Here is a 14,378-nt window from a genome sequence, read left to right as displayed (position 1 = left end):
CCAAAAGCTGACACTTTTAGCAGAAGGGCATCCCTCATCAATCAATTATTCATTTTCTTCACTGATTTCTATTCCCAGCTCTACAAGCTGCTTCGGATCTACCATTGAAGGTGCCTGGGTCATCAGACAGGACGCATCTTTTACCTTAGGGAATGCGATTACATCACGGATGCTGTCTGCGCCTACCATCAGCATAACAACCCGGTCCAGACCGTAAGCAAGTCCTGCGTGAGGTGGAACACCATATTTAAATGCTTCCAAAAGGAAGCCGAACTGATCCTCTGCCTGTTCCTTTGTAAAGCCCAGCACTTCAAACATCTTGGACTGGATATCACTTTGGTGGATACGGACAGAACCTCCGCCAAGCTCCGTACCATTTAACACGATGTCATATGCTTTTGCACGGACAGCGCCGGGATTGCTGTCAATAAGTGCCCAGTCTTCATCCATAGGCATGGTAAATGGGTGATGCATTGCAGTAAAACGGCCCTGCTCTTCGGAATACTCAAGCAGCGGGAATTCCGTTACCCATAAGAATTTAAAGTCATCCTTTTTCAGAAGATCAAGCTGTCTTGCCAGCTCCAGTCTCAAGTTGCCTAATACGTCAAATACTACTTTATCCCGGTCTGCCGCAAATAAAAGCAGGTCTCCAGACTTTGCTCCCATTGCATCTGCCAGAGTGTGAAGCTCTTCCTCTGTCATGAATTTTGCAAAGGAACATTTATAGGTTCCGTCTTCATTCACAGCAAGATAAGCCAGACCCTTGGCGCCAAAGCCTTTTGCATATTCCACCAGGGCGTCGATTTTTTTACGAGGCATTGCTCCCTGTCCTTCGGCATTGATACCGCGGACAGAACCGCCGTTTTCAAGTGCACCCTTGAACACTGCAAATTCCGTATCCTTTACTACATCGGAAACATTTTTAAGTTCCATTCCAAAACGCATATCCGGCTTGTCAGAACCAAAGCGGTCCATAGCTTCTTTCCATGTCATTCTGGTAATTGGAAGCTGGATATCAAATCCAGTGATTTCCTTAAATAATTTCTTTAGCAGCCTTTCATTAACTTCCAGCACGTCCTCCACATCCACAAAGGAAAGCTCCATATCGATCTGGGTAAATTCCGGCTGCCTGTCTGCACGGAGGTCCTCGTCACGGTAGCATCTTGCCAGCTGGAAATAACGGTCATAACCGGAACACATCAGCAGCTGCTTAAAAAGCTGGGGAGACTGGGGAAGTGCGTAGAAAGAGCCTGGGTGGACACGGCTTGGTACCAAATAGTCCCGGGCGCCTTCCGGAGTGCTCTTAATAAGTGTCGGCGTTTCGATCTCTAAAAAGCCCTCTTCTGCCAAAAATGCCCTTGTTAATGTAGCAACCTGGCTTCTCACCCTGATGTTCTTCTGGATATCCGGCCTTCTAAGATCAAGGAAACGGTATTTTAATCTCAGTTCTTCCTTTGTCTTGCTGTTCTCTTCGATGGGGAAGGGAGGTGTTTCAGATTCGGATAATATCCTTAAGCTTTTTGCCCGAACTTCAATGGCCCCTGTAGCCAGGTTCTCATTCACTCCTCCTGCCCTTGTTTCCACTTCGCCAGTCACTGCGATAACAAATTCACTTCTTAATTTTTCAGCCTTTGCAAAGCTTTCAGCTCCACAATCACTTTCTTCAAAAATGATCTGCAGAATTCCGGAACGGTCTCTTAAATCAACAAAAATGATTCCTCCCTTATTTCTGCTTTTCTGGACCCAGCCCATAACTGTTATTTCACTGCCCACATTGGCTGTTGTAACCTCTGTGCATCTATGTGTTCTTTTTAAGCCTAACATTGATTCTGCCATAATATCCTCTTTCCTGCCCATGTTTTTTGGCATATCAGTATGCCCTTGGGGCGTTCCTCCTGATAAATTTACTTAAGTGCATCCTTATAGAATTCCTTAAACAGTGTATAGCCTTCCTTCTCAAGGCCTTCTTTCTGGAACTTTTTGTTTTTATTCATCTGGGAAACCAGAACGGTCACACCCTTAGCCCGTTCTTCCATCGCCTCTTTGATGGCCCCATTCATCACATCATCACTTACACCCTTTTCGATCAGAAAGGCCACCTTATCTTCCTTTCCGGGGACCGTGAAGCCCTCATCCATCAGGATGGTGATGATCCGTTCAAATCCAATGGAAAAACCGCAGGCAGGCGTATCCATGCCGGTGAATTTTCCGATCATCTTATCATATCGGCCGCCGCCGCCTACGGAACCAGGGAATCCGTCTACCTGAATCTCAAAAATGGTTCCGGTGTAATATGACATTCCTCTCACGAGGGTAGGGTCAAACACGATGTGAAACTGGCTGGTGGTAATCTGGCTCACACTGTCAATGATAGCCGCCAGGTTTTCCGCCTGTTCCTGATCCATCGCATCCTTTAAGACGCTGCCCAGGCTGCGCACTCCGGCAGCATCGGTTGTCGCTGACTCAAAAAGAGAAAGATATTTTTTAATTTTTTCCTCATCATAACCTGCTTCTGCCAGTTCCCTTGCCACACCATCCATACCGATCTTGTCCATCTTATCCAGAATGATGAACACCTGGTCGTAAGATTCTTCCGGAAAGCCGCAGAAAGCAGCCATTCCCTTTAAGATATTCCGGTCATTGATTCTTACGGTATACCCCTTAAAACCAATCTTTCCAAGCAATGTGGTGGTAGCCAGAATCAGCTCGATCTCTGCAAGCCTGGTGGAATCCCCCAATATGTCGATGTCGCACTGGACAAACTGTCTGAAACGCCCTTTTTGTGGACGGTCCGCCCTCCACACGCTTCCCATCTGAAGGGATTTAAAGGGAGCGGCCAGGGAAGCCGCATTATTAGAATAATATCTGGATAAGGGAACGGTCAGGTCATACCGAAGGCCGCTGTCAACCAGATCATTTTCCGCCTGTGCTGTCTCCAGATTTAACTTTTCTCCCCGCTTCATGATCTTGAAAATCAGCTTTTCATTATCTCCGCCCTGTTTGCTGGTCAGGTTCTCGATGTGCTCCACACAGGGAGTCTCGATGGAATGAAAGCCGAAGCCGCCATAGGTTTCATGTATCTGGTTCATCACATATTCCCGTACCTGCATTTCGGCGGGAAGAATATCCTTCATTCCGGTAACCGGTTTCTTTTTCAATGCCATTTCGTTCACTCCGTTATTTTCTTAATTTTTAACATGCCTCTATTGTAAATTACATTTCCAATTTTGCAAGCATTTTTTCTTTTCTTTCCAGCATTTCGTCGATTCTTGCAATATACTGTTCCACATCCTTGACATTTTCCACCCGCTCCAGACGGTTTTCTGATGGGAATATCACCTTTGTGGTAGTTCCTGCCCCGCAGGCTATAATGGTCTGCTTTTCTTCCATAATTAAAATATTATAGATGCAGGCTTTGCCTGGAAAAGAATAGCCGACGTTTTCAAAGTTTCCGGCCATGTTTTTCTGACGGTAAAGGTAATAGGGCTCCTGCCCCATGCTTCTGGCATAGGAGGCAGTCAAATCGATCATTTCCTGAGTATTGGTGATCTTTAAATCCCCGTACTTTTCCTTAAACATATTAAGGCGGGCCGCACGCTTGATGGCAAGGGAATGAACGGTAATGCCATCTGGCCCAAGAGCCTTTATCTCCTCCATGGTCCGGGTCACATCTTCCATATCCTCTTCCGGCAGGCCGATGATTAAATCCATGTTGATATTGTCAAAGCCCAAAGACCTTGCCATGGAATATCGGTCCTTTACCATGTCTACGGTATGGCGCCGGCCGATGATATCCAGGGTTTCCTGCTTCATGGTCTGAGGATTAATGGATATACGGGACACACCATGGCTTTTTAGAACCTGAAGCTTTTCTATGGTAATGCTGTCCGGTCGTCCGGCCTCCACAGTAAATTCCTTTACCGTGGTAAAATCAAAGGTTGTTTTCATCCTGCGAATCAGCTTATCCAGATGAAGGGCGGAAAGGGAGGTAGGCGTACCTCCGCCGATATAAACCGTATCAAGGGTCCTTCCTGCCATTTTCTTTGCCGTATAATCCATTTCCTTAAATAAGGCTTCCAGATACTCTTCCATGCGCTTTTCCCATTGTCCGATGGGAAAAGATGTGAAGGAGCAGTAAAGGCAGGTGGTGGGACAAAAGGGGATACCTACATACAAACTGTAGCCGTGGCTGTAATCAATGGCGGAAATGAGTTCCATCTCCCGCTTTGCAATCTCCAGGCTTAAATCCACTTTTCCGTCACTGGTTAAATAGGTTTCCTTCATGTATCTGCGGACTTCCTCATCCGTATACCCTTCCATAAGCCTTGTCATGGCTATTTTGGTAGGCCGGATTCCCGTTAAGGTACCCCAGGGAAGCTCGATCCCTGTAAGCTCCTGAACCATGCCATATAGCATCCGTTTGATCCGGTTCTTGGTTTCAAAGCGGTCTGTAAAATCCACCTTAGTGGATAAAGAACTTACAATGCCATTCTCAAAATCCTGGATCGCCAGCTCAAAATCAGCTTCTCCTGTCCTGCCCCGGACAAGAAGACGGTATGCCTCTTCTGGGCTTTCCTTGTGGACGAAGCCCTCTCCCGGATAAAATGCCATTAAAAGCTCTCTGATATCCTGCTCAAAGGACTGGTCGTCTAATATTAATCCTATCATGTGTTTTCCTCATCTGCACCCATGCTTTTTGGGTATATCGGGATACCCGCAGGGTGCTTTCCTCTTGATGCTTCCTATCCTCTGTATAATGCCACCGGGTTGTATACTTTCTCATGACCAATCGTGGTCGCCTCCCCATGGCCCGGATAAACAAGAGTATCGTCAGGCAGGACAAAAAGCCGTTCCTTTATGGAGCTTAAGATCTGGGACTGACTTCCCGTAGGAAAGTCTGTTCTTCCCAAAGACTCCAAAAAGAGAGTGTCCCCGCTTATGAGGACATCTTCAGACTCTATTAAATAACAGACCGATCCTGAAGTATGGCCTGGGGTAAATAAAACCTTAAAGGCCACTCCTGCAAGGGGGAGGATGGCTCCATCCTCCTCATATCCGTCTGCATGAACCGCATAAGCCTTACCAAAGGAGGAAGACAAATTGACAGACGGTTCTGCCAGCATCTCTTTTTCCTGCTTCCCGGCATAAATTTTCACATCGGGAAATGCCTCTTTGATATCTTTTACCGCCATAATGTGATCAAAATGCCCATGAGTCAGGATAATCGCCTCCGGAATCAGGGAAAGCTCCCGGCACAGATCCAGGATATATGCCCCGTCTGCGCCCGGATCCACGATTACCGCTTTTTTAAGGGATTCCCGGTATATTACATAACAATTGGTTCCAAGCTGGCCCACAGGACAGGTCTTTATTCTGAAATCGCTCATATTTTTATCTCCTAACTGAAACTATCTTTATGTAAACCTGATACAAATCCGGTTCAGACAACTTAGAAAAACATGCTTTCCAAATTTTATCATTGGGCTCATTGCTCGCGCAAAAAGAGAAAACTGCGTTATCCCGCAGTCCTCTCAATGTCTATGACTCCTTCGATTTGTCTCAGCTTATCAACCAGCTTTCCAAGTTCTTCCACGCCATGAATATCAAAGGTCATGGTAATGGTCGCCTTGCCCTGCTTGTTGGTTCTGGAGTTCATGGAGGTGATATCGATCTGCCTCTCTGTAAATACCTTGGATATGTCGACAAACATGCCGATCCGGTTATTGGCAAATATCTTGATCTCCGAGGAATACCGTTCCTTGGTGTCATCGCCCTCCGATTCCTGCCATTCCGCATCAATCAGACGATTCCGCTCGTCCTCAGGCAGGTTTAAGACGTTGACGCAGTCTGTCCTGTGGATAGAAATCCCCCGTCCGCGGGTTACAAAGCCTACGATCTCATCTCCCGGCACCGGGCTGCAGCACTTGGAAAAACGGACTGCAAGGTCGTGGATTCCCTTAACCACGATTCCGCTGCCCGAGCGTCTCTTAACTGGCAGCCTGTTGCTCATATCCTCTATGTCATTTAAAATGCTGTTGTCCGTAACATCTTTCTTAAGCTTCTTATTCCGTTCATCCACCATCTTATTGATGACCTGGCCTTCTTTCAGGCCTCCGTGTCCGATGGATGCAAGAACGGATTCCCAGTCACGGAACGCATAACGCTTCATGACCTTTTCCTGGTATTCCGGCTTGCTGATCTCAGAATAATTGATTCCCTTTGTCTTACAGTAGCGGTCTACCATTTCCTTGCCGCGAAGGATGTTATCTTCTTTCAGCTCTGTTTTAAACCATTGGTTGATCTTGTTCTTGGCCTGGGTGCTTTTCACTATATTCAGCCAGTCCCGGCTGGGGCCCCTGCTGTTCTGGGAAGTGATAATCTCCACCTGGTCACCGTTCTCAATCACATAATCAATGTTCACCAGTTTTCCATTGACCCTGGATCCCACCATCTTATTGCCTACCGCACTGTGTATGGAGTATGCAAAATCAATGGGCGTAGAGCCGGCGGGAAGATTCTTCACATCCCCGGAAGGAGTAAAGCAGTAAACACTGTCGGAGAATAAATCCAGATCTCCCTTTACCATGTTTAAGAATTCCTTGTTATCGGACATGTCCTTCTGCCATTCCAGGATCTGACGCAGCCAGCTTAACTTCTCTTCCTCTTTGCCTGCTGCCACCTGTCCGCTTCCGCTCTCTTTATACTTCCAGTGGGCGGCAATACCGTATTCTGCGGTACGGTGCATATCATAAGTACGGATCTGGATCTCAAAGGGCTGCCCATTGTTTCCGATCAGGGTGGTATGAAGAGACTGATACATGTTGGGTTTCGGCATTGCAATATAATCTTTGAAACGGCCGGGAATGGGCTTATACATCTCATGGATCACCCCAAGTGCAGCATAGCAGTCCTTTACGCTGTCAACGATAATACGCACCGCAAACAGATCATAAATCTGGTCCAGAGTCTTGTTCTGGTTCACCATCTTTTTATAGATGCTGAAAAAATGCTTCACGCGGCCATCTACTCTGGCTTCGATCCCGCCGGTCCGTAAATGTTCCTGTACTTCATCTACTATGCTCTTTACAAAAGTTTCCCTGGCATCCTTTTTTAAAGATATTTTCTCTGCCAGCTCATAATATATTTCAGGCTGCAGATATCTTAAGGACAGATCGTCAAGCTCAATCTTTATCTTGGAAATACCAAGGCGGTGGGCAATGGGAGCATAGATTTCCATGGTCTCCTTTGCCTTTTCCTTCTGTTTTTCCGGTTTCATGTACTGCAGCGTCCGCATGTTGTGGAGGCGGTCCGCCAATTTGATGATAATGACGCGGATATCCTTTGCCATGGCTAAAAACATCTTCCTTAAGTTCTCAGCCTGGATTTCCATCTTATCCATGGACCAGGATATCTGGGTCAGTTTGGTGACGCCGTCCACTAAAAGGGCCACCTCTTCCCCGAATTCTGCCTTCAGCTCATCTAAGGACATGATCGTGTCCTCGACCACATCATGAAGGATCCCGGCGGCAATGGTCTCTTTATCCATCTCTAAATCAGCCAGAATAATGGCAACACAAAGAGGGTGAATGATATACGGTTCACCCGATTTACGCCTTTGGTCCTTATGCGCATTATCCGCAATATGATATGCCTTTTCTATCATGGTGATATCATCGGAAGGGTGATATCTCCTTATACTGCGGACCAGTTCTTCATAAAGTACGTCCGGGCTGGTAAAATCAGCCGGAGCTTCCAGATCCACATCCACCTTCCGCTTTTCCGGACATTCCTTTTCCAAAGCCGCCAAATTATTCTTTTCCATCATTGGATTATCTGCCATATGCCGTCACCCTTTTGTTGCATTCCTGGTTTACACCTATTTTTAAACGTAGTTATCATTCATTATAATTATTATTGTCGAAAAATGCAAATATTTTTTCTTTCTGTCTATTTTCAAGGAAAGCTCCTTCCAGCGCATACCGGTTCATCTGTCTTAGATCCGCTTCCGTAAATCCCATATATTTCTTTATGAGCTCTGCTTCCTTTTCCAGTGTGGTATCTGAAACAGTCATATTATCCGTATTGTAGGTAACCCTGATTCCCCGGTCATAAAAGGCCTTTAACGGATGCTCCTCTATGGAAGGAACGGCCCTTGTCTGAAGGTTGCTGATCACACACATCTCTAAGGTAATCTTTTCCTTTTTTAAGAGGTCCATACATGCCTCTGACTTGATTGCGGCACATCCATGTCCGATTCTCTTTGCTCCGTAATAGACCGCTTTTGTGATATTTTCATAATCACCGCACTCTCCCGCATGTATGGTAAACGGAATGTCTCTCCTGCCAGCCTCCTTAAAAAGAAGCTCAAAGTGCTCCATGGGGATCATACCCTCCGGCCCTGCAAGATCCACTCCCACTACGCCCTTCCCAAGATAGGCCTGGGCCAGTTCAAAGGTTTCCTCATTTTCCCGGTCAGTCCCGTTTACCATTGCACAAAGAAGGATCCCTGCATGCATATGGGACTTTTCTGTGCCCTTCCTCACTCCTCTTATGACCGCTTCTAAAGCTTTTTCCTTCGTCAGTCCCTTTCCCGTATGGAGCTGTGGAGCAAAACGGATTTCACTGAGAATCAGTCCCTGGGAAGCCAGCTCTTTTGTCAAATGATGGGAAGCCAGTTCCAGAGCTTCTTCTGTCTGAAGCAGCATCCCCGGCAGATCAAAGCACTTTAAATAATCCACTAAGCTTTCACAGTTTTCCCCTGCAACAAGGCTTTTCCTTCCGCCTCGCCCTTCAAAGTCATATCCGACCTGCGCTGCAAGCAGCTTTACAGTCTCAATGGATAATGATCCATCCAAATGGAGATGAAGGTCAGTTTCCAATCGTTTCATAACAGTCCCTCCTTTTGTTAATGAAAACATTTTAACATACTACGGGGAAAGTAACAATTATTTCATGATATACTTCTGCTGCATCCGCCTCTTGATTTATATGAAATCAAACAAATACTTACTTTTGGCGAGGAAGCTTCACCCTCAAAAGGGATAAGTATCACTATAAAGAATGTTTATATTGTATGAGAAAAGATTGAGAATGGGAAAATAGGCGTTAAGAATTCCTAAAGATGGAAAATTCATATAATTTTTCAGTTCTTTTTAAGAAACGTGCGTTATAATCGACCACATCAGATACACCCTATCTGAAATCAAAACCATGAAAGGTGTGAGAAGCTTGAAAAAAAATAGAATAAACCTATTATGTGCGGGCATCTGCATCCTGGCGCTCACCGGCTGCAGCACAAACAGCAATGCCACCACCGCGTCAGCAGTCCAGACTGAAGCTCAGCAGGAGCAGCCGGCAAAAGAGCCCGGCATTATGGCTAAGATCACTTCAATTGATAACCAGACCATGACGGTAATTCTTGCAAACAAAGGAGATAAGCCAGAAGGTGCCCAGACACAAGAGGGCAGGAATAACGGAACGACTCCGCCGGATAGGTCTTCAGATGGCATAGCTCCTCCCGAAAAACCGACTGGTGGCATGACCCTTCCCGAAAAATCAGAGGAAGGAGCCCCCCTTCCTGATAAGCAGGCAGATGACAGCGGGCAGACAGGTTCCGATAACAGGGAACGAAAGCAGCCGGAAATGAATTTCGACGGGGAATCAAAAACTTACACCATACCTGATTCTGCTGTCATTACGAAAGGTATGGAAAAAGAAAGCGCTTCTGTTTCTGATCTGTCCGCGGACACCGTGGTACGAATCACTTTAGATGGAGATACTGTATCCAGTATCAGCATTATGAATTAACTGTATTCCGTCTGCAGTCATCCTGCAGACGGTTCTCTCCGTTACTTTAAGATAAAGGGATTTATACACAGTTCTATGGAATTACCCCTTTTACAACTTCACTGCTTAACCAAAAGCACCACAGCCTCAAAGGATTGTCTGCTGTATTCATATGCCGCAATTTTATCAACCTCATCACCGACTTCATCCAGATCATAGGGATTTCGGAATGCCGCCATAACCATCGGTATCTTTAACTTTTCCAGTTCTTTTGCCAGGAAACTCTGACCACGGTTTAAATGTCCATTGTAGGTGCCAAGTACAAGATTGGTATATCTCTTACCGTTTACCCTTTCCAGTATTTCGTTTATTTCCCTTGAATCCGGATCTATGGAAAAAGAATACGCATCTCCACCAAACCTTTCCTGCATATATGCAGCAAACAGCAGATCCTCCATCACACGGCTAGAGGCCAAAGTGGAACGGTAGGCAAAACAGCTTAAAAATACTGGATTTTCTCCCAGAAGATGGCCATATCCCCTTTCCCGGTTCGTAAACCGTATACTGTCACGAAACAGTGATTTTACAAACTCTCCCGGTTCCTTAAGGGATTTCTTTCCCACAACTGCATTGGGCGCTGCATATCTTTTTTTGTATGCCAGGATCCGTTCCACAGCATCATCTATCCGGGATAATGGAATCTCGCCGGATTTCACTGCCCTCTCTATTTCCCTGGCCGCTTCCGCTGCAAGGCCTGCCGTATGGGAAATGAATACAAGATCCACACCTGCAGTTATGGCCTTTTTAGCTCCGGAAGCAGTACCAAAGTATTCTTTAATGGCATTCATTTCCAGGCAATCGGAAATCACCAATCCTTCAAATCCCAGCCTGTTTCTCAAGATTCCCCGGATCATGGTTTCTGACATGGTTACCGGTAAATTTTCTTTTTCGATTTTGGGAAACAAAATGTGGGCCAGGGTTACGGCTGTGGCTCCCCGCCGGAAGGCTTCTATAAACGGAATCAGCTCCTCCTGCTCCAGTTCATCATAGGATTTCCGGATGCTGGGCAGGGAAAGATGAGAATCCACTGCCGTATCGCCATGGCCCGGAAAATGCTTCACCGAACACATGATTCCGGAATCTAAATATCCTTTCACCATTGCACAGCCAAATTCGGTTACCACAGTCTTATCCGGTCCAAAGCTTCGCACACCGATCACCGGATTATCCGGGTTGTTATTAATATCCAGTACCGGAGCCAGATTGAAATTGATTCCCAGCTCTCTTAATTCCTGCCCCGTAAGAAGAGCCGCCTCATATGCATTTTCCTTATCTCCGGTCTGTGCAAGAGCCATTGCTCCCGGTATGCTGACCGATCCTTCGGGAAGTCTTCTTACAACTCCACCCTCCTGGTCGATGGTGATAAAGGCATATTCTCCGGTTTCTTCCTTTACCAGCCTTTGAATGGACTCACAAAGTCCCTTTAGCTGGTTCCTGCTTTCTATGTTATGGGAAAACAAGATAACGTTCCCAACCTTATACTCTCTTACCAGCTGTATCATGTCTTCACTTAACTCTCTGGCTGGAAAACCGGCCACGATCATTTGTCCGATCTTTTGTTTTAATGTCATTTCCCCCATACTCAAGTCACCTCTTTCATTTATAAAGATGATATGCTTTTTTGCGCTCTGAAAACGCTTTTGCATCCCTCTCAAATCCGGCCAGCAATTCTTCTTTTGAAGAGGCATTCTTTGCCAGCTGATCTGATCCGAACAAAAGATCTTCCATCCGCCTGGTGCTTCCCTCATAAGGATCCAGAAAAGAAAAGCGGTCTTCATAAATGGTCTTTATTGCATCAAGAAGCTCCAGACCGCAGATCGTGGACCGGAAGGCCCGACTGTCCGTAACATGAATATGGATTCCTTCGCAGGCTTCTCCCTTAAACTTTGAAAAGTAGGGTGTAAAATAAGCCGGGGAAAACAACACGCCTGGAAGTCTTTTTTCTGTCATATGCTTTACGAGCTTACCTGCATCTACAAATGGCGCACCGATTATTTCAAAAGGTGCCGTAGTTCCCCTTCCTTCTGATATATTTGTTCCTTCAAAAAGGCAGGTTCCCGCATATACGAGGGCAGTTTCATATCTTGGAATTCCCGGGCTTGGCATCACCCACACATGACCGGTCTCCGGATGCATGGTATGCCTGTTCCAGCCCTCACAGGGAATTACCGTCAGCCGGCAGCCAAGGTTTTTCTCCTTATTTACCATAAGGGCCAGCTCTCCCACCGTAAGACCATAGCGCATACACAGAGGATAAGCCCCTACAAAGCTTTCAAATCCGGGTTTTAAGCAGTTGCCCTCCGCCAGATCCCCCAGAGGATTATAGCGGTCCAGTATAATAAGCTCTTTTTCATAACTAGCGCACTCTTCTAACGCATAGATCATCGTTGATATAAAGGTGTAATATCTGACCCCAAGATCCTGAATATCATATACTACGGCATCCACTTTATCTAACATTTTCTTGGTCAGCCTCTTTGAATTTTTCCGGTACAGGCTATATACCGGCAATCCGGTATCCGTGTCTATGTAGTCCTCAACATCACCGCCTGCGCCAACATTTCCCCTGACTCCGTGCTCCGGTCCAAACAGGGCTGTCAGCCGGTATTTTTTATGAAGTATGTCGATGGTAGAATTTAAATGCCTGTCAACGCCTGAAATGGAAGTGATCAGACCAAGACGTTTCCCCTCAAAGACCTTATGCCAGCGGTCCACACATTCGATCCCGTTTTTCACCATATTGACCCTCTTTATAATTCCGATAATATAACTTATCTTCGCTTGCAACGCAAGTGAAGATAAAAGGGCTGTTTTATAGCCCGCCCATCCGATTATCGGAAGTGGCTTTACACTTCCGATAATATAACCTTTTTTTGTTCCTGATCCACATCAAATGCCTCTGCATACCCGGTTCTTGCCAGGCAGCCGTTTACTCTCATGAGATGCTCATAATACTCTTTATAGGGAAACGATGGACTGTGTACGGCAAACCAATGGGTGTCAATGGCTGTTTTCCATAGTTCAAATCCTTCTTTTGAAACTTCCAGATAAATATATTTTTCAAAGCCAGCAGAATCTTCCCAGTTTTCCGCATAGTAGGGCCCTTTTGCAAAATGAGCGCTGTTTTCCCTTTGAAGTCCGGAAAGCCCTGCGAAAAACTGAGCATCCTTAACGATCCTGTGGGTTGTTTCATGATCTTTGTGCATGCTGTTCTTCCAATGAGTCAGCAATGCAGCGGGCCGGTATTGCCGGATCGTATCACAAAGCCGAAACCTTACCTCCTCATTGTCCGGCAATTCTCCATCCGTGTAAGGGAATACCACTGCCTCCCCTCCCAGCATCTTGGCAAAGGAAACGGCTTCCTTTTCCTTTTGTATTCTGTATTCTTCCACAGACCTATCAGGCGGATTCCCTCTTTCCCCACCGGTTAATGCCACAGTAACGATCCGGTAATCCTTAAGTGCCATAGTCGCCAGAAATCCACCGCTAGTCAGCTCTACATCTCCCACATGGCCTCCTATCGCCATGATGCACTTTCTTTCTCCATTCATCCGTCTTTCCATTCCTTCCTCATATCTGCCCAGGTCCTTACAATCCGGAAACCTGCAGCTTCATAAATATTTCTTGCCGGATTATTTTCTCCTGTAAAAAGGCTCATAAAACCTGCCCCCTTTTCCTTCAGGCTTATGCATAACCCGCAAAACAGGATTGTTGATATCCTTTTCCCCCGGTAATCGGGATCTACGCCGATTCCGCAAAAATATCCCCTTCCGCTCTTTTCTACATCCAGCGGACCTGTAAAGCCGATCACTTTGCCATTGTGTGCTGCGATCAGAATGGGACGGCTGTTTTCTCCCTTTGCCGCCTCCACCAGAATGTCTCTTTCCCACAAAGGATTTTGGAACTTATGTATCATTTCTTCCATGCCGTAATGCATGTCAGAATTATAAATCTCTATCGTAATATCCTCTTTTTCCAACCTTTCTTTGATGTCTGCCGCAAAATCAGGCTCAGAATAATCATCAAGGTCTAAATAATAGCTGTTCTGCATGGCATAATCCCGGTACCTGCAGTTTTTGAAGAAAAGGTAGGCATTACTTCCCACGTCCACTCCCGGAGCATTGGGGTGATCTGCCGCCTTTTTCCCCGGAATCTGCCAGGGAAAGGTCATGGGATTAAAGAAAACAATTTCTATCTTTGAAACTCCGCTTTCCTTACGTAGTCTATCCTCCAGACAGGCAAGCATTGCTTTTCCGATTCCCTGTCTCTGCATTTCCTTTTTTACAGCAATCATGGAAAGATAGGCTCTGCTCTCGCCGCTTAAAAAGCAGCCGGACGCAAATCCCCAGCCATGTTCTTCCAGAATGGTGATTTTGTTCACCTCTTCTGCCTGGTCTTCCATAAAAAACTTAAAAAAGTCACTCTGGCTTTCAAAGGGACAGAACAATACCTCTTTTGCCCGGACCGCATCTTCAAACAATTCATAGGCGGTTCCTACATTCTCTTTGCTCAGATCCAAAAATAACATCCAA

General features: G+C 46.0%; 11 protein-coding genes. 1 reads left to right on the top strand and 10 read right to left on the bottom strand.

The window, feature by feature from the left end; translation table 11 throughout:
- Positions 1 to 45: 45 nt before the first annotated feature.
- From aspS to add, 6 genes are all read right to left on the bottom strand, one after another.
- Entirely contained in the window at positions 46 to 1,836 is a 1,791-nt protein-coding gene (aspS, locus tag BMW45_RS10805) for an aspartate--tRNA ligase (protein ID WP_092246365.1), read from the bottom strand.
- 68 nt (positions 1,837 to 1,904) lie between these two features.
- On the bottom strand, positions 1,905 to 3,164 hold the full coding sequence (gene hisS / locus BMW45_RS10800; RefSeq protein WP_092243258.1) for a histidine--tRNA ligase: 1,260 nt from the start codon (positions 3,162 to 3,164) through the stop codon (positions 1,905 to 1,907).
- 49 nt (positions 3,165 to 3,213) lie between these two features.
- A complete protein-coding gene (gene hemZ, locus BMW45_RS10795; protein ID WP_092243255.1) occupies positions 3,214 to 4,668 on the bottom strand; it encodes a coproporphyrinogen dehydrogenase HemZ in 1,455 nt (484 codons plus the stop codon).
- Positions 4,669 to 4,742: 74 nt separating this feature from the next.
- A complete protein-coding gene (locus BMW45_RS10790; protein ID WP_092243252.1) occupies positions 4,743 to 5,387 on the bottom strand; it encodes an MBL fold metallo-hydrolase in 645 nt (214 codons plus the stop codon).
- 128 nt (positions 5,388 to 5,515) lie between these two features.
- Positions 5,516 to 7,822, bottom strand: coding sequence for a RelA/SpoT family protein (locus BMW45_RS10785; protein WP_092246361.1), 2,307 nt, complete (start codon positions 7,820 to 7,822; stop codon positions 5,516 to 5,518).
- A 73-nt stretch (positions 7,823 to 7,895) separates the two neighbouring features.
- The gene (add, locus tag BMW45_RS10780) at positions 7,896 to 8,888 is read right to left on the bottom strand and encodes an adenosine deaminase (RefSeq protein ID WP_092243249.1); all 993 of its coding nucleotides are present in this window, start codon (positions 8,886 to 8,888) and stop codon (positions 7,896 to 7,898) included.
- A gap of 340 nt (positions 8,889 to 9,228) precedes the next feature.
- Between add and BMW45_RS10775 the strand changes: the two genes are divergently transcribed.
- Positions 9,229 to 9,807: a hypothetical protein gene (locus tag BMW45_RS10775; RefSeq protein ID WP_092243247.1), complete on the top strand. Its 579-nt coding sequence runs from the start codon at positions 9,229 to 9,231 to the stop codon at positions 9,805 to 9,807.
- A 98-nt stretch (positions 9,808 to 9,905) separates the two neighbouring features.
- On the opposite strand, the gene nagZ is transcribed toward BMW45_RS10775, so the two are convergent.
- From nagZ to BMW45_RS10755, 4 genes are all read right to left on the bottom strand, one after another.
- Positions 9,906 to 11,426 carry a beta-N-acetylhexosaminidase gene (gene nagZ, locus BMW45_RS10770; protein WP_166433318.1) on the bottom strand — a complete coding sequence of 507 codons (1,521 nt, stop codon included), beginning with the start codon at positions 11,424 to 11,426 and terminating at the stop codon, positions 9,906 to 9,908.
- Positions 11,427 to 11,442: 16 nt separating this feature from the next.
- Complete coding sequence (locus BMW45_RS10765; RefSeq protein ID WP_092243242.1) at positions 11,443 to 12,585, bottom strand: exo-beta-N-acetylmuramidase NamZ family protein; 1,143 nt, start codon at positions 12,583 to 12,585, stop codon at positions 11,443 to 11,445.
- A gap of 107 nt (positions 12,586 to 12,692) precedes the next feature.
- The gene (locus BMW45_RS10760; RefSeq protein WP_092243236.1) at positions 12,693 to 13,409 is read right to left on the bottom strand and encodes a PIG-L deacetylase family protein; all 717 of its coding nucleotides are present in this window, start codon (positions 13,407 to 13,409) and stop codon (positions 12,693 to 12,695) included.
- Positions 13,394 to 14,374 carry a GNAT family N-acetyltransferase gene (locus tag BMW45_RS10755; RefSeq protein ID WP_092243233.1) on the bottom strand — a complete coding sequence of 327 codons (981 nt, stop codon included), beginning with the start codon at positions 14,372 to 14,374 and terminating at the stop codon, positions 13,394 to 13,396. The genes BMW45_RS10760 and BMW45_RS10755 overlap by 16 nt, the downstream gene beginning before the upstream one ends.
- Positions 14,375 to 14,378 lie beyond the last annotated feature (4 nt).

The organism is Lacrimispora sphenoides (genome assembly GCF_900105215.1).
Classification (GTDB): Bacteria; Bacillota; Clostridia; order Lachnospirales; family Lachnospiraceae; genus Lacrimispora; species Lacrimispora sphenoides_A.
The sequence above is the reverse complement of the archived record's forward strand: the minus strand, read 5'-3'. Positions and strand labels throughout refer to the sequence as shown.